Origin of the sequence: Achromobacter sp. (assembly GCF_050285585.1) — a bacterium.
GTDB lineage: Bacteria > Pseudomonadota > Gammaproteobacteria > Burkholderiales > Burkholderiaceae_B > Achromobacter.
On record NZ_JBLZXF010000010.1, the window covers coordinates 181873 to 198941 of the forward strand.

The following is a 17069-nucleotide window of genomic DNA, read 5'->3' on the forward strand; positions in this document are numbered from 1 at the left end:
AGGGAGAGTCCATGAGCATGTTCCAGAGAACCGCGATCGCGCTGGCGCGCAATCCCATGGCGGGGCGCGCGATGCGGAGCCTGGCCGCCCGCAGCTCGCTGGCCCGCCGTTTCGTCGGCGGCGCCGATGCGGACGCGGCGGTGCGGACCGCCCTGCGGCTGCGCGAGGCGCACGGCATCCGGGCGTCCCTGTTCTATCTGGGCGAGTACGTGGCCGAACCCGAGGCCATCGAGCACAACGTCGCGCAGGCGATCGGCGCCTGCCGGGCGCTGGAGGCCGCGGGGCTGGACGTGCACGTGTCGGTCGATCCCACCGCAATCGGCTACATGCGCAGCGATGCGCTGGGCCGGGACAACGCGCGGCGTATCGGCATGGCGGCGCGCCGGGCCGGCGGCCAGGGCCGCGACTGGCTGGTGCTGGACATGGAGGACGCCGGCATCTGCGACCGCACCTGCGCCTTGCATCGCGAATTGCTGGAAGCAGGCATTCCCGCGGGGCTCACCCTGCAGGCCAGGCGCCGCCGCACGCCGGAAGACCTGGCCTGGGCCATCCGGCGGCGGACCTCGCTGAGGCTGGTGAAGGGCGCTTTTCCGGAACGGGCGCTGGACCATGCCGGCCGGGCCCGCGGCGACCAGGCGTATCTGGACGCCGCGTCCATCATGCTGTCGCGCGAGGCGCGGGAGTCCGGCTTCTTTCCCGTCTTCGGCACGCACGACGACCGTCTGGCCGGCGCCATCATGGCCCTGGCGCGCGAACGCGGCTGGCCGCCGGACGCCTTCGAGTTCGAGATGCTCTATGGCGTGCGCCCGGATTGGCAGCTCGCGCTGCGCGGACTGGGCTATAACGTAAGGGTCTATCTGCCGTTCGGCGGCGACTGGTGGCCCTATGCCATCCGCCGGGTGGGAGAGAATCCTCGCAACGCGTGGCTGCTGGCCCGTTCGCTGACATCGGACGGGCGCTATTTCGGGTAGCCGCCAGCGGCAGGCGCATACATGGCGGTTTCCCAACATATCTGGCATTGCGGCGCGGGGCTTCCCGGCGACGTGCTCATCGCGGACCTGCGGGCGTACCGCTACGCGCCCCATTTCCACGATGCCTGGTCCATCGGCGCCATCGCGCGCGGCCGTTGCGCCTTTACCGTGCACGGCCAGGGGCAGGCGGCGGGAGAGGGCGAACTCGTGCTGATCGCGCCCGGACAGGTTCACACCGGCGGCACCTCGGATGCGCCGCTGGCCTATCGCATGGCCTACATAGAGCCGGCCTGGTTCGCGGACCATGCGCGGGCGCTGTTCGGCGGCGAGGTGTCGCTGGCCGGCCCGGTCATTGCGGACGCGGCGCTGTGCGGGCAGTGGCTGGATGCGCTGACGCCGGACTCCATACCGGACGCCATGCGCCGCGCGCGCATTTCGGCCGCGCTGTTCGGCCTGTTGGCGGCCCATGCCCGGCACAGGCCGGCGGCCGCGCCCGGGGAGCCCGACGTGTGCGAGTTGTTGCGCGCGCGCATGGCCGCCGATCCCGCATGCGCTCCCGATCTGGAGGCGCTTGCCCGGGCGCAGGACCGCCATCGCACCACCCTGGTGAAGCAGTTCGCCAGGCGCTACGGCCTGCCGCCGCTGGCCTGGCTGCGCAATTGGCGGGTGGCGCGCGCCCGCGTGCTGCTGCGCGAAGGCCTGCCGCTGGCGGACGCTGCGCACGCGGTGGGCTTCGCGGACCAGGCCCACTTGACGCGGGTGTTCAAGCAGGTCTACGGCAGCACGCCCGGCGTGCTGCGCAAGGCGGACTCGGCCGATTCCCATACATTGCGGGCGCGGGGCGTCTCGATGCGGTAGTCCGAATACTTCCGCGTAAAGAAATCCGCGCCCAGCGCGGCCGCCGCCTCCAGCGGCCGCCAGGGATCCGCCGCGACCTCGCCGCGCAGATTGCCCACGCCGTGCACGTAGCCAACGAAATCCGAGTGGGTGTAGCGCGCGTATTCCTGGACCTGGTGGACGATGCCCAGCGCCGCGCCGGGATACGTTTCCTCCGATGCCACGGCCAGGCCCAGGCGCTTGCCGCTCATGCGGGCCTTGACCTGCGCCGGTTCGGGGCCCGCGCCGGCATAGTGGCTGAATGACCTGTCGAAGAACGCCTTGGTCTGCGCCGACATGCCGTACCAATAGATGGGCGTGCAGATCAGCGCGCCGTCGGCCGGCAGGAAATGTTCCAGGAACAGCTCCGCGTAGCGGTCTGACGGCGCGGGTTGGCGCCGCAAGTCGGGCAGGAACTCGTGGATGTAGTCGTCCAGGAACAGGAGGGTGGCGGAGGTGCCGGCGGCTTCGGCCCCGCGCAGGGCGGCCGCGCCCAGCGCCGCGCTGTTGCCGTCGCGCCGCGGGCTGCCCACCAGAATGAGCAGATGCTTTCGAAGATGATGTGAATTCATGTGGGATTCCTTGTTTGCGCATGCGGTTTTCGATGCGACAAGGAAAATTTAGGTACAACGGTAAGGGGCGACAAATGAGGATTACTACACTAAGATGAATCAATTTCATCCGAATGGCAGGCATCCATGTTCGCGACGCTTCCCGTCACGGCGCTGCGCACGTTCGAGGCGGCGGCTAGGTTGCGCAGTTTCAAGCTGGCCGCGGCCGAGCTCTCGGTCACCGCCACGGCCGTGTCCCATCAGGTCAAGGCGCTGGAGCGGCACGTGGGGGTCGCGCTGTTCGAGCGCGTGCCGCGCGGCGTCCGGCTTACCGGCGCGGGCGAACGCCTTTTCGCGCGCCTGCACGGGGCGCTGCTCGACGTGGCCCAGACCCTGGACGCCTTGCGTCCCGCGCCGGCCTCGGGCGCGCTGACGGTATCCACCACGCATTCGTTCGCGGCGCTATGGCTGGTGCCGCGGCTGGGGCGATTCTACGAGGCCTATCCGCAGTACCAGTTGCGCCTGAACGCCAGCGCCGAGCCGGTGGACCTGCTGCAGGACGCCAGCGTGGACGTGGCCGTGCGCTACAGCCGCCGGCGCTTTCCCGAACTGCACGCCGCCTGCACGCTGCAGGAATGGTTCGGCGTCTATGGCGCGCCGGCCCTGGCGGCGCGGCAGGGGAAACGCCCGCCCGCGCTGGTGACCGTGCGCTGGCGCGATTCCCCCTTGTATGACCAGGGCTGGCAGGATTGGTGCCAGGCGGCCGGGCTGCCGGCCTGGTTGCGGCCGGCCGCGGAGCATGCCTATACGGAGGAACATTACGCCTTGCAGGCCGCCATCGCGGGGCAGGGCCTGGTGCTGGCCAGTTCCGTGATGGTGTCGGACAGCGTGGGCGCGGGCACCCTCGTGCCGTACCGTCCGGAAATCCGGGTGGCGGGCGCTGCCTACACCGCCCTGTGCGCGCCGGGCCGCGAACGGCATCCGCCGGTCAAGGCTTTCCTGGCGTGGCTGCGTCGGGAATTCGAGGCCTAGTTCGGCGCGCCGGAACCCGAGCGCCTGGATTGACGCGGCTTGAGAGCCGCTTCTAATATCGTTGCGCAAATCGGCGTTTTCCGCGCCGACGGCTTTGGAAAACAGGACAATTGCATGAGGCCAGCCTCCTTTGGGCCGTCCCGCCTTGAGCGCCTCGAACCATGAACCGCTTCCATGAAATGAGCGTATTCCTGGCGGTGGCCGATGCGCAAAGCTTTGCGGGCGCCGCCCGGCGCCTGGAAATGTCGGCGCCCACTGTCACGCGCAGCGTGGCGGCGCTGGAACGGCGGCTGGGGGCGTTGCTGCTCGTGCGCACCACGCGCAGCCTGCGCCTCACCGAGGCCGGCCAGCGCTATGCCGCCGATTGCCGCCGCATCCTGGAGGACGTGGAGCAGGCGGACGACGCCGCGGCCGGCGCGATGGCCGCGCCGCGCGGCGCGCTCAGCATCACCGCGCCCGCGTTCTTCGGGGAACTGCACGTGATGCCGGCCGTGCTGGGATACCTGCGGGCGCACCGCGAGGTTTCGGTGCGCACCCTGCTGGTGGATCGCGTGGTGAACCTGCTGGACGAAGGGATCGACGTGGCCGTGCGTATCGGCGCCTTGCCCGATTCGTCCTTGACGGCCGTGCCGGTGGGGCAGGTGCGCCGCGTGGTGTGCGCCGCGCCCGCCTTCCTGCGGGAGCATGGCGTGCCCGAGGATCCGGACGCGTTGCAGCGCTATTGCACGATCACGGCGACGCTCGAAGGACGGGGGCCGCAATGGCGTTTCATGCAGGACGGGCAGCCCCGGCGGGTGCGGGTGGATTCCCAGCTGACGGTCACGACATTCCAGGCCGCGGTGCTGGCGGCCTGCGAAGGCTGGGGCCTGACGCAGGTCGTGTCCTATCAGGTGGCGCGGCACCTGGCCAGCGGGGCCTTGCAGGTGGTGCTGCGCGACTTCGAGCTTGCGCCGCTGCCGGTGCACGTGGTGTATCCGGAGGGCCGCAAGAGCTCGGCCAAGGTGCGCAGCTTCGTCGAGTTCTGCGTCGAAGCCTTGCGGCGCGACCTGGCCGCGCTGCCGGCCTAGGGCCCGCCCGGGGCCGGGCGGCTTTCTTTCACGCGGCGCAAGAGTGTCTTGTGTAGGCTGGGCATTCTCCGGCGGCCGGCGCGGGTCCAAGATGGAGGCTGTCTCCAACCTGGAAAACCCGTCATGCAAACCGCCCAGCCTGCTCTCCTGACCTTCTACAGTTTCCCGCTGTCCGGCCATACGCATCGCGTGGCCCTCATGCTGTCCCTGCTGGACGTGCCGCACAGGACGATCGATGTAGACTTGCGCGGCGGGGAACAGAAGCGTCCCGCGTTTCTTGCCCTGAATGCGTTCGGCCAGGTGCCGGTGATCGACGACGGCGGGGTGGTGGTTGCCGATTCGACCGCAATCCTCGTGTACCTCGCCAAGCGCTACGGCGGCCAGGTCTGGCTGCCCGAGGATCCCGTCGGCGCGGCCGCGGTGCAGCGCTGGCTGTCGGCCGCCTCGGGCCCGCTCGCGGGCGGACCGGCCGCGGCGCGCATGGTGACGCTGTTCGGCGCGTCTTTCGACGTGGAAAGCACGCTGGCGCGCGCGCACGCCTTGCTGGCGGTCATGGACGGCGAACTGGCCGGCCGCGATTTCCTGGCGGGCGCCGCGCCCACCATCGCGGACGTCGCCTGTTACGCCTACGTGGCCCACGCGCCGGAAGGCAATGTGTCGCTGGAGACCTACGCGCACGTGCGGGCATGGCTCAAACGCATCGAGAGCCTGCCGCGCTTCGTGCCTATGGCCTCCTCGCCCGTCGGCCTGCTGGCCGCCTGACCGCGGCCGCCTGGGCCGCAAGGAATGCGATCATGCCGATAGCCGAAACAATCATCGACACGCCGTCGCCCTGGCACGCCGGCGAAACGCTGCTGCAGCGGCACGCGGGCGTGGCGGAGCGCATGGAACAGGCCGGGCGCAAGGTCATCCGCGATTACATGCCGGACCCGCATCGCGAGTTCTTCGCGCAGCTGCCGTTCCTGGTGGCGGGGGCGGTGGATGCGCAGGGCGATCCCTGGGCCGGGGTGCTGGAAGGGTTGCCGGGGTTCGCGGCGTCCCCCGATCCGCGTGTCCTGCGCGTGGCCGCCGTGCCCGACGCCGACGACCCGCTGCTGGCCGGCCTGGGCGCGGGCCAGCCGGTGGCGGTGCTGGGAATCGAGTTGCACACGCGCCGGCGCAATCGCGCGAACGGCCGCATTTCCGCCTGGGACGGCAAGCGCTTCGATATCGCCGTGACGCAGTCCTTCGGCAATTGCCCGAAGTACATCCAGACGCGGGATTTCCATTTCTCCCGCTCCCCCGCCTTGCGCTTCGCGGGAGCGCCGTGCGAGCGCGAAGGGCTGGACGATGCCGCCCGCGCGCTGATCGCGCGGTCCGACACCTTGTTCGTGGCTAGCTATGCGGACGCCGGCGAGCGCGCCGTCGACGTGTCGCACCGCGGGGGCAAGCCCGGCTTCGTCCGGGTGGAGGGCAACGTGCTGACCATTCCCGATTTCTCGGGCAACCGCTACTTCAACACGCTGGGCAACATGGTGTTGAATCCGCGCGCGGGGCTGCTCTTCATCGATTTCGAGCGCGGCGACGTATTGCAGCTGTCGGGGCGCGCGGAAGTGATCCTGGACAGCCCCGAGATCGCGTCGTTCGAAGGCGCGGAGAGATTGTGGCGGGTGCATGCGCGCCGCATGGCATTCCGGCCGGGCGCGCTGGCCTTGCGCTGGCGCTTCGATGCTTACTCGCCGGCCTCGCTGGCGACCGGGCAATGGCCCGACGCCGCTTGGCGCGAGCCGGATTCCGGCGCGGGCAGCCCCTAGCCCGCCGACGCGACCTTCTGCACGACCGCGTCTTCCGGCCCGATCAGGCGGCCATCCTGTGCGCGGACTTCCAGCCGGCGCACGGGCTGGCCGCGCTTGCGGTCGATCAGCGTGGAATGGGTTTCGGCGGGCGCGTAGTAGTGGTCTTCGCCCCATTGGCGCAGGCCGACGATCACCGGGAAAAGCGCGCGGCCCTTGTCCGTCAAGACATATTCCTGGTAGGCGCTGCCATCGGAGGCAGGGGCCGCGGCCAGGATGCCGTGCGCCGCCAGCGTGCGCAGGCGGTCGCTGAGGATGTTCTTGGCCACCCCCAGGCTTTTCTGGAATTCCCCGAAGCGCCGCAATCCGTCGAAGGCGTCGCGCACGATCAGCAGCGACCACCAGTCGCCGATCGCATCCAGCGAGCGCGCCACGGGGCAGGCGGCGCCTTCGAGACTTGTGCGTTTAACCATGTCGGGTCCTTGCGGTAGGGAGGTCGATGAGCGGTGGCAACGGCTGACTGCATTTTTCGGTTGCATTATAAAACCATAAAACCTAGTATTCTAGTTTTGTAATGAAACCAAAAGGAGATCGCCATGCCCACCCCCTCCGCAGCACCCGTGCCCGAGCCCGAGCCTCCGGCGGGGACGCCCCGTTCGTTGGTCCTGCTGCTGGCTGTCGCCTGCGCCTTGAGCGTGGCCAACGTGTATTACGCGCAGCCTTTGCTGGACGCGATCGGCCGGGAATTCGGCATGGCCGAGGGCGCGGTGGGCGTGGTCGTGACCGCCACGCAGCTGGGCTGCGCGCTCGCGCTGCTGCTCGTGGTGCCCCTGGGCGATCTGCTGGACCGCCGCCGGCTGATGATCGGGCAGCTGGGACTCCTGGTGCTGGCGCTTGCCGCCGTCGCGCTGGCGACGAACACGCCCTGGCTCTTGATCGGCATGATGGCGCTGGGCCTGCTGGGAACGGCCATGACACAGGGCCTGCTCGCCCTGTCGGCCGCCTTGGCGGCGCCCGGCGAGCGCGGCCGCGTGGTCGGCGCGGCGCAGGGAGGGGTGGTGATAGGGCTGCTGCTGGCCCGCGTCCTGGCGGGCGTGGTGGCCGACGCGTGGGGCTGGCGCGCGGTGTACGTGGTGTCGGCGGTGTTGGCCGCCGTGCTCGCCGCGGTGCTGGCCCGCCGCCTGCCACGGCGCCGCCTGCCGGCGGTGGACCTGGGCTACTGGGCGCTCTTGCGTTCGCTGTACGGCTTGCTCGCGGCCGAACGCGTGCTGCGCGTGCGCGGCATGATCGCCTTGCTGATGTTCGCCGCGTTCAGCGCGTTCTGGACCGCGCTGGTCCTGCCCCTGAGCGCGCCGCCCCATTCCTTGACGCACACGGCCGTGGGAGCGTTCGGACTGGTAGGCGTGGTGGGCGTGCTGATGGCCGCGCGCGCCGGCCGGCTGGCCGACCGGGGGCTCGGCGAGCGCACGACCGCGGCCGGCCTGGCGCTGCTGTGCCTGTCGTGGGTGCCGATCGCCTTCCTGGACCAGAGCCTTTGGGCGCTGGCGCTGGGCGTGCTGATCCTGGACGTCGCCATGCAGGCCCTGCACGTCACCAACCAGACGATGATCTTCAGCATCAGCGCGCAGGCGCATAGCCGCCTGGTGGGCGGCTACATGATGTTCTATGCCGCAGGCAGCGGCCTGGGTTCGATCGCGGCGACTTCGGTATACGCGCAGGCCGGCTGGCTGGGCGTGTGCGCGCTTGGCGGCGGCATCAGCCTGGCGGCCCTGTTGTTCTGGGCGGCGACGCTGCCGCGCGGCGCGAGCGCCCCGCTCGTCCAGCCATAGGATGGGCGGAGCGCGAGACCCCTCCTACGGCTGCACCTCGTAGTCCTTCGAGCCCAGCACGACCGTCGCCAGGCCGGGTGCCTGGCTCAGCTTGTGCAGCGCGTAGCATTGCGCCGTGGCGATCTTGGCGTCATGGAATTCGGGGTCTTCTTCGCGATGTTCCAGGCTGGCCAGCAAGGCGCGGGCCATTTGCCAGCCGGCCAGCGCGGTGCCCGCCAGCAGCAGGTAGGGCACGGCGGCGCCGAATACGGCGTTGGGATGGCTGGCGGCGTTGGCCAGGACGAAGTCGACGGCGTCGGACAGGGCCGCGCTGGCCCGGCGCAGCGGCGCGAGCACGCGGCCCGCGGCGGGATGGGCGCTGGCTTCCAGCGCCTGCTCGGTCTGGCGGACCTCCGCCAGCAGCGCGCGGGCGACCGCGCCGCCGTCGCGCAGGGTCTTGCGGCCGACGAGATCGTTGGCCTGGATCGCGGTGGTGCCTTCGTAGATCGTGAGGATGCGGGCGTCGCGATAGTACTGCGCCGCGCCCGTCTCTTCGATGAAGCCCATGCCGCCGTGCACCTGCACGCCCAGGCTGGCGACGTCGATCGACATCTCGGTGCACCAGCCCTTGACGATGGGCACCAGGAATTCCTGGACGGCCAGGTGGCGCTTGCGGGCCTCGGCGTCGGGGCTGGCGTGGGCCAGGTCCGCGTGGCCGGCGGTGACGTAGGCCAGCGCGCGGCCGGCCTCGGTCAGCGCGCGCATGGTGCCCAGCATGCGGCGCACGTCGGGGTGCTGGATGATGGCCACCGCGTCGCGCGAAGCGCCGTCCACCGGGCGGCTCTGCACGCGTTCTGCGGCGTAGGCCAGCGCATGCTGGTAGGCGCGGTCGGCCACGGCGATGCCTTGCACGCCCACGGCGTAGCGGGCGGCGTTCATCATGATGAACATGGCGTCCAGGCCTCGGTTCTCCTGGCCGACCAGGTATCCCAGGGCGCCGCCGTCATCGCCGAACTGCAGGGTGGCGGTTGGGCTGGCCTTGATACCCAGCTTGTGTTCGATCGACACGCAGCGGACATCGTTGCGGGCGCCCAGCGTGCCGTCCTCGTTGACCAGGAACTTGGGTACCAGGAAGAGCGAGATGCCCTTGACGCCTTCGGGCGCATCCGGCAGGCGGGCCAGCACCAGGTGCAGGATGTTCTCGGCCAGATCGTGCTCGCCATAGGTGATGAAAATCTTGGTGCCCGAGATCCGGTACGTGCCGTCGCCCACGGGCCGGGCGCGCGACCGGATCATGGCCAGGTCGGATCCAGCCTGGGGCTCGGTCAGGTTCATGGTGCCGGTCCAGCGGCCGGCGATCATGGGGCCGATATAGCGTTCGCGCAGTTCCGGCGAGCCCGCGGTCATCAGGGCCTCGATCGCGCCGTTGGTCAGCAGCGGGCACAGCGCGAACGACAGGTTCGCGGCGTTCAGCATTTCAGAGCAAGGCGAGCCGATCAGGCCGGGCAGGCCCTGGCCCCCGTACTCGACGGGATGCGTCATGCCTTGCCAGCCGGCTTCGGCGTATTGGAGGAAGGCCTGCCTGAAGCCGGGCGAGGTGGTCACCGAGCCATCGCGCCAGGCGCTGGGTTCGACGTCGGCGGGATGGTTCAGCGGCGCCAGCACGTCGCCGGCGAAGCGCGCGGATTCCTCCAGCACGGCCCGGGCGGTGTCGGGCGTGGCCTCCTCGAAGCCGGGCAGGGCGGCCACTTCCGGCAGGCCGGCCAGATGGTTCAACACGAACAGCATGTCTTTCACGGGGGCTTGGTACGTCATTGCGTCGGAGCTCCTGGATGAGGTTGGGGCGCGGGCCGGGAATCAGGCGGTCTTGCCGGGATCGGCCACGTCGATGGCCGCGGTCGCGCCGACGGCGGCGCGCAGTTCGAACTTCTGGATCTTGCCCGTGGAGGTCTTGGGCAGTTCGCCGAAACGCACCGCGCGGGGCACCTTGAAGCCCGGCAGCAGCAGCTTGCAGTGCGCGATGATCTCTTCGGCGGTGGCGCTGCACCCCGGTTTCAGTTCGACGAAGGCGCAGGGCGTTTCACCCCACTTGGGGTCGGGCATGGCCACGACGGCCACCGCCGCCACGGCCGGGTGGCGGTAAAGCGCGTCCTCCACTTCGATGCTGGAGATGTTCTCGCCGCCGGAGATGATGATGTCCTTGCTGCGGTCCTTGATGCGGACGTAGCCGTCCGCGGTCATGACGCCGAGGTCGCCGGTGTGGAACCAGCCGCCCGCGAAGGCCGCTTCGGTGGCGCGTTCGTTCTTCAGGTATCCCTTCATGCAGATGTTGCCGCGGAACATGACTTCGCCCACCGTCTGCTCGTCGGGCGGCACCTGCCGCATGGTCTCCGGGTCGCGCACCGACACGCCGGCCTGCAGGTGGTAGCGCACGCCCTGTCGCGCGGTGAGCAGCGCGCGTTGTTCGTCTTCGAGCGCGTCCCAGGCGTCCTGGCGCGCGCAGACCGCGGCGGGCCCGTAGACTTCCGTCAGGCCGTAGACATGGGTCAGTTCGAAGCCGATGTCGCGCATCTTGGCGATCACGGCCGGCGCGGGCGCGGCGCCCGCGACCATGGTGCGCACGGTGTGCCGGATGCCTTCGCGCATCTCGGCCGGCGCATTGGCCAGGGCGCTCTGCACGATGGGCGCGCCGCAGTAGTGGGTGACGCCTTCCTCCCGGATCAGGTCGAAGACCGTCTTGGGATCGAACTTGCGCAGGCACACGTTCACGCCCGCGCGGGCGGCGACGGTCCAGGCGAAGCACCAGCCGTTGCAGTGGAACAGCGGCAGGGTCCAGAGATAGACCGGATGCTTGGGCATGTCCCATTCGAGGATGTTGCTGATCGCATTCAGATAGGCGCCGCGATAGTGATAGACCACGCCCTTGGGATCGCCGGTGGTGCCGGAGGTGTAGTTCAGCGCGATGGCGTCCCATTCGTCGGCGGGGGGCTGCCAGTCGTAGCGGGCGGGGGCCGCGGCCAGGAAGGCTTCGTAGTCGACGGCGCCGGGCAGCGTGGCGGGCGCCGTTTCCAGGTCGTGCACCGAAATGACTTTCAGATGCGGGAACTCGGCGCGGGCGCGCTGGGCGACCTCGGCGTATTCCGTGTCCACGATCAGCGCGCGCGCCTCGCCGTGGCCCAGCATGAACAGCACGCCGGACGTATCCAGCCGCGTGTTCAGGGTGTTGAGCACCGCGCCCAGCATCGGCACGCCGAAGTGGGCTTCGACCATGGCGGGGATATTGGGCAGCATGACGGCGACGGTATCGCCGCGCCGGATGCCCGCCTGCGCCAGGGCGCCGGCCAGCCGTTGTGCGCGTTCGTAGGTCTGGGCCCAGTTGCGGCGCACCTTGCCGTGGACGATGGCCAGCCGCTGGCCGTAGACTTCGGCGGCGCGGGCGATGAAGTCCACGGGCGTCAGGGGAGTGTAATTGGCCTCGCGGCGCGCAAGGCCTTGGTCGAACATGCCGCTCATTGCTGTCTCCTGGCGGGGCGCATGCGCGTCCCTCGTTGCTTTGTGCGGGGACGGCCTTCGCATAGCCGGCCCCGGTGCTTGCCCTAGCGTATCGCCGGCCGGAAAATGCAGTCTGTCGCCTGCATGACAGACTGCCGGCAAGCCAGCATATCCCCTGTTTTACACGGTTCTTTCCATGTCCGACGTTTCAAACATCGTTTCCGCCGACGAACTGGCGGACCTGTTCCGCGCGCGCGCCTGGTTCGGCGCCCTGGAGGCCTCGCACCAGGATCTGGTACTGGCCACGTCGCGCGCCGAGCGCGTGGAAAACGGGGCATGGATCGCGCGGCGCAATGCGCCGTCGGACTACTGGCTGGGCGTGCACACGGGGCTGCTGAAACTGGCCATCTACAACGAGTCGGGCCGCAGTTGCACGTTCTCGGGCGTGCCGCCGGGCGGCTGGTTCGGCGAAGGCAGCGTGATCAAGCGCGAATTGCGCAAGTATGACGTGGTGGCCATCCAGCCGTCCGTGGTGATGCTGGTCCCCGCGGCCACGTTCCATGCGCTGCTGTCGGCGAGCCTGCCGTTTTCGCATTTCGTCATCGGGCAACTGAACGACCGCATGGGCGAGTTCATCGCCTCCATCCAGAACCACCGCCTGCTGGACGCGGATGCGCGCGTGGCGCAATCGCTGGCGCAGCTCTTCAATCCGCGGCTGTACCCGTCCACCGACCTGACGCTGGCGATTTCGCAGGAAGAGCTGGGCTACCTGACGGGCCTGTCGCGGCAGCGGGTCAACCAGGCGCTGCAGGCCCTGGCCGACCTGGGCGTCCTGGCCCTGGCGTACAACCAGATCAAGGTGCTGGACCTGGACCGGCTGCGGCAGTACGGGCTCGACCAGATCTGAAGGCGCCGGATCAGCCGGCGCGCAGCGCGCGCGCCAGGGCCGCCCGCGCCAGGATGCGGGTGGAATCCAGGGTGGGCAGCGCGGAATTGCCGTCGTCCAGCACCAGCGGCAGCTCGGTGCAGCCCAGCACCACGGCGTCACAGCCCGCGTCCCGCAGGCGCTCGATGACCGCCTGCAGCCGCGCCACCGAGTCCGGCTTGAACACGCCGTACACCAGTTCGTCCATGATGATGCGGGCCAGCGCGGCCCGGTCGTCTTCCGGCGGCCGGAGCCATTGCAGGCCCCGTTGGCCCAGCTTGTCGGGATAGACGGCGCTATCCACCAGCCAGCGCGTGCCCAGGATGCCGATGCGGCGGTAGCCGCGCGCCGCCGCCTCCGCGGCGACTTCCTCGGCGATGTGCAGCCAGGGCAGGGGCGAGCGCGGCAGCACGTGGCCGAGCGCCTGGTGGATGGTGTTGTCCGGGCAGATCAGGAAGTCCGCGCCCGCGCGGGCCAGCTTGCCCGCGGAAGACAGCATCAGCCCGCCGACGCCGGGCAGATCGCCTCGGTCCAGGCAGGCCACGTAATCCGCCAGCGAATGCGTGTGCAGCGAAATTTCCGGATGGGCGTGCGGCCCCAGGCGCTCGGCGCCTTCCGCGCACAGCGTGCGATAGCAGAGCGCGGCGCCTTCGGCCGAGCAGGCCACGATGCCGATGTGCAAAGCGGCCGCCGTCATTGCGCGGATTCCTTGTTCGCCGCGCGCACGTGGCGGGCGATGAGGCGAAAGCTCTCCGCCATCGAGGCCTGTTGCGCTGGCGGCAGCTGCGAGAGGAAAAGCTCGTCGATCGCGGGTTCGTATACCTTCCACATCTCGCGCCGCAACGCCCGTCCCTTGGGCGTGAGCCGGGCGTAGGTGGCGCGCCGGTCCTCGTCCGAACGGTAGCGTTCGACCAGGCCGTCGGCCTCTAGGCGGTCCATCAGCCGCGTCAGGTTGTAGCGCGCGATCACCATGCGCTCGGCGATCTCGAACATGCGCGCGGCGCCCTGGGGTGCCCGTTCCAGCGCCCATAGCGCGTCATACCACGCCAGCGGGGGCAGGTCGGCGGCGGACAGCCGCCTTTCGATTTCCTCCGCCACCAGCGCGTGCGCGGTGAGGAAGAGGCTCCACGCATCCGGCTTGCCCGTTGCCATGCGGTCGGCTCCTTGAAAGAGGGGAAAACGTTGCGGGATTGTAAGTGGACGGTGCCTGATGGTTACGGTCAAAAAAACCCTTTGAGAGTGATTTATACCCTGGCGTGCAGTGGTCAAAAAGACCCTTAATTAAGCAATGCATTGATTTAAAAGGTTTTTTTTCTGGCACGAAATTCGCATTAGGGAACGTACCCCACTAACCGCAAGCAACACTGGAGGGCGTTCCCATCATGGGTCCGTATCGGAAGTTATGGTTCACGCTGATCGCCGTGGTGGCGATCACATTCGCATTGCTGGGCTTTTACGGCGGCGAAGTCTACCGGCAGGCCCCGCCGATTCCCGGCCAGGTCGTGACGGCCGACGGCACCCGCCTGTTCGGCCGCGACGACATCCTGGACGGCCAGACCGCCTGGCAATCGGTCGGCGGCATGCAGTTGGGATCGATCTGGGGCCACGGCGCCTACCAGGCGCCCGACTGGACGGCCGACTGGCTGCATCGTGAGCTGACGGCCTGGCTGGACCTTGCCGCGCGCGACGCGCACGGCAAGGACTACGCGCAATTGGCCGCGCCCGAGCAGGCCGCGCTGCGCGAGGCCTTGAAAGCCGAGTACCGCGCCAACCGCAGCGACGCCGCGACCGACACGCTGACGGTCAGCGCGCGCCGCGCCCGCGCGATGGCGCAGACCGCGGCCTATTACGACCAGCTGTTCTCCGACGCGCCCGCGCTGCATGGCAGCCGCGAGAGCTTCGCCATGAAAGAGAACACCCTGCCGGACGCCGCGCGCCGCGCGCAGCTCACGCACTTCTTCTTCTGGACGGCCTGGGCCGCGGCGACCGAGCGCGAGGGCATGACGGCCACCTATACCAACAACTGGCCGCATGAACCGCTGATCGGCAATGTCCCCAGCGCCGAAAACGTCATGTGGTCCATCATCAGCGTAGTGGTGCTGCTGGCCGGCATCGGCCTGCTCGTGTGGGCCTGGGCCTTCATGCGCGGCAAGGAGGAAGAGGAACCCGAGGCGCCCGCCAAGGACCCGCTGACCGCGTTCGCGCTGACGCCGTCGCAGCGGGCGCTGGGCAAGTACCTGTTCCTGGTCGTCGCGCTGTTCGGATTCCAGGTGCTGCTGGGCGGCTTTACCGCGCACTACACGGTCGAAGGCCAGAAGTTCTACGGCATCGACCTGTCGCAATGGTTCCCGTATTCGCTGGTGCGCACCTGGCACATCCAGAGCGCGCTGTTCTGGATCGCCACCGGCTTCCTGGCGGCGGGCCTGTTCCTGGCGCCGCTGATCAACGGCGGGCGCGACCCGAAGTTCCAGAAGGCAGGCGTGGACATCCTGTTCTGGGCGCTGGTGCTGGTGGTGGTCGGCTCGTTCGCCGGCAACTACCTGGCGATCGCGCAGATCATGCCGCCGGACCTGAACTTCTGGCTGGGCCACCAGGGTTATGAGTACGTGGACCTGGGCCGCCTGTGGCAGATCGGCAAGTTCGCGGGCATCTGCTTCTGGCTCGTCCTGATGCTGCGCGGCATCGTGCCCGCGCTGCGCAAGCCGGGCGGCGACAAGAACCTGCTGGCGCTCCTCACGGCATCGGTCGGCGCGATCGGGCTGTTCTACGGCGCCGGCTTCTTCTACGGCGAGCGCACGCACCTCACGGTGATGGAATACTGGCGCTGGTGGATCGTGCACCTGTGGGTGGAGGGCTTCTTCGAAGTCTTTGCGACCACGGCGCTGGCGTTCATCTTCTCGACGCTGGGCCTGGTGTCGCGCCGCATGGCCACGACTGCCAGCCTGGCCTCGGCCTCGCTATTCATGCTGGGCGGTATCCCGGGCACGTTCCACCACCTGTACTTCGCGGGCACGACCACGCCGGTGATGGCGGTGGGCGCAAGCTTCTCGGCGCTGGAAGTGGTGCCGCTGATCGTGCTGGGCTACGAGGCCTGGGAAAACTGGCGCCTGAAGTCGCGCGCCGCGTGGATGAACGATCTCAAGTGGCCGCTGATGTGCTTCGTGGCCGTGGCGTTCTGGAACATGCTGGGCGCGGGCGTTTTCGGCTTCATGATCAATCCGCCCATTTCGCTGTACTACATCCAGGGCCTGAACACGACGCCGGTCCACGCGCACGCGGCCCTGTTCGGCGTGTACGGTTTCCTGGCGCTGGGCTTCACCCTGCTGGTGCTGCGCTACATCCGTCCGCAGTACGCGCTGAGCCCCGGCCTGATGAAGCTGGCGTTCTGGGGGCTGAACCTGGGCCTGGCGCTGATGATCTTCACCAGCCTGCTGCCCATCGGCCTGATCCAGTTCCACGCCAGCGTGAGCGAGGGCATGTGGTACGCCCGCAGCGAAGCCTTCATGCAGCAGGACATCCTGAAGACCCTGCGCTGGGGGCGCACCTTCGGCGACGTGGTCTTCCTGCTGGGCGCGCTGGCCATGGTGCTGCAGGTCATCCTGGGCCTGCTCAGCGGCAAGCCGGCCGCCAGCGGGCCGCGCCTGCAGGCGCGGCCCGCCCGAGGCTGAGCCCCGGTTCCTCCCTCATTGCGCCAGCGCAAAGAGGGCAGGGCCGGCGGCCGGTCCAATGGAGGCAGGTCCCGGGGCGTTCCGCCCCGGGCGCAACCGGAGTCCGATCCGTGCGCCGCCTCCCGATCGCCGCGTTTCTCTCACTGTTGACCGCATGCGGGCCCGCTGAACGGGCCCCTTCGTCTTTGCCCGAACTGTCGCGGCTGCCGCCTGGCGAGGTCGCTTACCAGCCGCCTGGCGAGGCGCTGCGCGGCGGCCTGCCCGTAACGCCCGCGCCGCTCACGGCCCGCTATCCCCGCGGGCTGTCCATCATGAAGCGACAGGTCAGCCAGGCGGAGTACGCGGCCTGCGTGCAGGCGGGCGGCTGCCGGCCGCTGGATGCGGCGCAACGCCAGGCGGCGGCGCGCGACCTGCCCGCGGTGGGCATCAGCTGGACCGATGCCTCCGCGTACGCGGCCTGGCTCTCCGCGCGCACCGGGCAGCGCTGGCGCCTGCCCAGCTATCCCGAATGGATATACGCCGCCGCCGAGGCCTATCGCGAAGAACTCCGGCTGCCCGATGGCGACGATCCCGCCCAGCGCTGGTTGGCCGAGTACGACGCGCAGAGCCGGCGCCAGCAGGAAGACGTGGAAGTGCGTCCGTTCGGCGCGTTCGGCGTCAACGCGCGGGGCCTGATGGACATGGCGGGCAGCGTCTGGGACTGGACCAGCGACTGCCATGCGCGGCGGGTTCTCGACGCGCCCGCCACGGACGCGGACGACGGCCGGAATTGCGGCATCCGGGTCGCCGCGGGCAGGCACGTGGCCTACCTGCCGGACTTCATCCGCGATCCCAAGGGCGGCGCTTGCTCGGTCGGCGTGCCGCCCGCCAACCTGGGACTGCGGCTGGTGCTCGAGGAGGGGTAGGG

The 17069-nt window shown here is 69.4% G+C and carries 16 protein-coding genes; 10 read left to right on the forward strand and 6 right to left on the reverse strand.

From position 1 onward, the window contains the following. Positions 1 to 11 precede the first annotated feature (11 nt). Together ACN6PJ_RS16375 and ACN6PJ_RS16380 are read left to right on the forward strand one after the other, a co-directional pair. Positions 12 to 971, forward strand: a complete 960-nt coding sequence (locus ACN6PJ_RS16375) for a proline dehydrogenase family protein (RefSeq protein ID WP_427996898.1) — start codon at positions 12 to 14, stop codon at positions 969 to 971. A 21-nt stretch (positions 972 to 992) separates the two neighbouring features. Then, positions 993 to 1829 (forward strand): AraC family transcriptional regulator, encoded by an 837-nt coding sequence (locus tag ACN6PJ_RS16380; protein WP_427996899.1) that lies wholly within the window; start codon positions 993 to 995, stop codon positions 1827 to 1829. Here ACN6PJ_RS16380 and ACN6PJ_RS16385 read toward each other — a convergent pair. Continuing rightward, positions 1745 to 2419, reverse strand: a complete 675-nt coding sequence (locus ACN6PJ_RS16385) for a flavodoxin family protein (RefSeq protein ID WP_427996900.1) — start codon at positions 2417 to 2419, stop codon at positions 1745 to 1747. The genes ACN6PJ_RS16380 and ACN6PJ_RS16385 overlap by 85 nt on opposite strands. A 126-nt stretch (positions 2420 to 2545) precedes the next feature. Between ACN6PJ_RS16385 and ACN6PJ_RS16390 the strand changes: the two genes are divergently transcribed. The 4 genes from ACN6PJ_RS16390 (at position 2546) to ACN6PJ_RS16405 (ending at position 6290) form a co-directional block, all read left to right on the forward strand. After that, positions 2546 to 3430, forward strand: a complete 885-nt coding sequence (locus ACN6PJ_RS16390) for a LysR substrate-binding domain-containing protein (RefSeq protein ID WP_427996901.1) — start codon at positions 2546 to 2548, stop codon at positions 3428 to 3430. A 161-nt stretch (positions 3431 to 3591) separates the two neighbouring features. Continuing rightward, positions 3592 to 4497 carry a LysR family transcriptional regulator gene (locus tag ACN6PJ_RS16395; RefSeq protein WP_427996902.1) on the forward strand — a complete coding sequence of 302 codons (906 nt, stop codon included), beginning with the start codon at positions 3592 to 3594 and terminating at the stop codon, positions 4495 to 4497. A gap of 123 nt (positions 4498 to 4620) precedes the next feature. Next, the gene (locus tag ACN6PJ_RS16400; protein WP_427996903.1) at positions 4621 to 5259 is read left to right on the forward strand and encodes a glutathione S-transferase family protein; all 639 of its coding nucleotides are present in this window, start codon (positions 4621 to 4623) and stop codon (positions 5257 to 5259) included. 32 nt (positions 5260 to 5291) lie between these two features. Further along, entirely contained in the window at positions 5292 to 6290 is a 999-nt protein-coding gene (locus tag ACN6PJ_RS16405) for a pyridoxamine 5'-phosphate oxidase family protein (RefSeq protein ID WP_427996904.1), read from the forward strand. On the opposite strand, the gene ACN6PJ_RS16410 is transcribed toward ACN6PJ_RS16405, so the two are convergent. Then, the gene (locus tag ACN6PJ_RS16410; RefSeq protein WP_427996905.1) at positions 6287 to 6742 is read right to left on the reverse strand and encodes a winged helix-turn-helix transcriptional regulator; all 456 of its coding nucleotides are present in this window, start codon (positions 6740 to 6742) and stop codon (positions 6287 to 6289) included. The two genes, ACN6PJ_RS16405 and ACN6PJ_RS16410, sit on opposite strands and share 4 nt — an antisense overlap. Positions 6743 to 6865: 123 nt before the next feature. Here ACN6PJ_RS16410 and ACN6PJ_RS16415 point away from each other — a divergent pair, with 123 nt between their 5' ends. Continuing rightward, a complete protein-coding gene (locus ACN6PJ_RS16415; RefSeq protein ID WP_427996906.1) occupies positions 6866 to 8098 on the forward strand; it encodes an MFS transporter in 1233 nt (410 codons plus the stop codon). Positions 8099 to 8122: 24 nt separating this feature from the next. Here ACN6PJ_RS16415 and ACN6PJ_RS16420 read toward each other — a convergent pair whose 3' ends face one another. Beyond that, on the reverse strand, positions 8123 to 9892 hold the full coding sequence (locus ACN6PJ_RS16420) for an acyl-CoA dehydrogenase (RefSeq protein WP_427996907.1): 1770 nt from the start codon (positions 9890 to 9892) through the stop codon (positions 8123 to 8125). Positions 9893 to 9934: 42 nt separating this feature from the next. Next, the gene (locus ACN6PJ_RS16425; protein ID WP_427996908.1) at positions 9935 to 11590 is read right to left on the reverse strand and encodes an acyl-CoA synthetase; all 1656 of its coding nucleotides are present in this window, start codon (positions 11588 to 11590) and stop codon (positions 9935 to 9937) included. A gap of 175 nt (positions 11591 to 11765) precedes the next feature. Between ACN6PJ_RS16425 and ACN6PJ_RS16430 the strand changes: the two genes are divergently transcribed. Next, entirely contained in the window at positions 11766 to 12476 is a 711-nt protein-coding gene (locus tag ACN6PJ_RS16430) for a Crp/Fnr family transcriptional regulator (protein ID WP_427996909.1), read from the forward strand. A 10-nt stretch (positions 12477 to 12486) separates the two neighbouring features. Here ACN6PJ_RS16430 and ACN6PJ_RS16435 read toward each other — a convergent pair whose 3' ends face one another. Beyond that, entirely contained in the window at positions 12487 to 13191 is a 705-nt protein-coding gene (locus ACN6PJ_RS16435) for an aspartate/glutamate racemase family protein (protein ID WP_427996910.1), read from the reverse strand. Next, the gene (locus ACN6PJ_RS16440; RefSeq protein WP_427996911.1) at positions 13188 to 13646 is read right to left on the reverse strand and encodes a MarR family winged helix-turn-helix transcriptional regulator; all 459 of its coding nucleotides are present in this window, start codon (positions 13644 to 13646) and stop codon (positions 13188 to 13190) included. The genes ACN6PJ_RS16435 and ACN6PJ_RS16440 overlap by 4 nt, the downstream gene beginning before the upstream one ends. A gap of 230 nt (positions 13647 to 13876) precedes the next feature. On the opposite strand from ACN6PJ_RS16440, the gene ACN6PJ_RS16445 reads away from it, so the two are divergent. Next, positions 13877 to 16162, forward strand: a complete 2286-nt coding sequence (locus tag ACN6PJ_RS16445; RefSeq protein WP_427996912.1) for a nitric-oxide reductase large subunit — start codon at positions 13877 to 13879, stop codon at positions 16160 to 16162. Between the two features lie 185 nt (positions 16163 to 16347). After that, positions 16348 to 17067, forward strand: coding sequence for a formylglycine-generating enzyme family protein (locus ACN6PJ_RS16450; protein WP_427996913.1), 720 nt, complete (start codon positions 16348 to 16350; stop codon positions 17065 to 17067). The last annotated feature ends 2 nt before the right edge of the window (positions 17068 to 17069 follow it).

Coding starts and splice junctions, on each gene's coding strand:
- ACN6PJ_RS16380 (WP_427996899.1), top strand. CDS start 993: ATGGCGGTTTCCCAACATATCTGGCATTGCGGCGCGGGGCTTCCCGGC.
- ACN6PJ_RS16420 (WP_427996907.1), bottom strand. CDS start 9,892: ATGACGTACCAAGCCCCCGTGAAAGACATGCTGTTCGTGTTGAACCAT.
- ACN6PJ_RS16395 (WP_427996902.1), top strand. CDS start 3,592: ATGAACCGCTTCCATGAAATGAGCGTATTCCTGGCGGTGGCCGATGCG.
- ACN6PJ_RS16385 (WP_427996900.1), bottom strand. CDS start 2,419: ATGAATTCACATCATCTTCGAAAGCATCTGCTCATTCTGGTGGGCAGC.
- ACN6PJ_RS16410 (WP_427996905.1), bottom strand. CDS start 6,742: ATGGTTAAACGCACAAGTCTCGAAGGCGCCGCCTGCCCCGTGGCGCGC.
- ACN6PJ_RS16400 (WP_427996903.1), top strand. CDS start 4,621: ATGCAAACCGCCCAGCCTGCTCTCCTGACCTTCTACAGTTTCCCGCTG.
- ACN6PJ_RS16445 (WP_427996912.1), top strand. CDS start 13,877: ATGGGTCCGTATCGGAAGTTATGGTTCACGCTGATCGCCGTGGTGGCG.
- ACN6PJ_RS16390 (WP_427996901.1), top strand. CDS start 2,546: ATGTTCGCGACGCTTCCCGTCACGGCGCTGCGCACGTTCGAGGCGGCG.
- ACN6PJ_RS16425 (WP_427996908.1), bottom strand. CDS start 11,590: ATGAGCGGCATGTTCGACCAAGGCCTTGCGCGCCGCGAGGCCAATTAC.
- ACN6PJ_RS16415 (WP_427996906.1), top strand. CDS start 6,866: ATGCCCACCCCCTCCGCAGCACCCGTGCCCGAGCCCGAGCCTCCGGCG.
- ACN6PJ_RS16430 (WP_427996909.1), top strand. CDS start 11,766: ATGTCCGACGTTTCAAACATCGTTTCCGCCGACGAACTGGCGGACCTG.
- ACN6PJ_RS16435 (WP_427996910.1), bottom strand. CDS start 13,191: ATGACGGCGGCCGCTTTGCACATCGGCATCGTGGCCTGCTCGGCCGAA.
- ACN6PJ_RS16375 (WP_427996898.1), top strand. CDS start 12: ATGAGCATGTTCCAGAGAACCGCGATCGCGCTGGCGCGCAATCCCATG.
- ACN6PJ_RS16440 (WP_427996911.1), bottom strand. CDS start 13,646: ATGGCAACGGGCAAGCCGGATGCGTGGAGCCTCTTCCTCACCGCGCAC.
- ACN6PJ_RS16405 (WP_427996904.1), top strand. CDS start 5,292: ATGCCGATAGCCGAAACAATCATCGACACGCCGTCGCCCTGGCACGCC.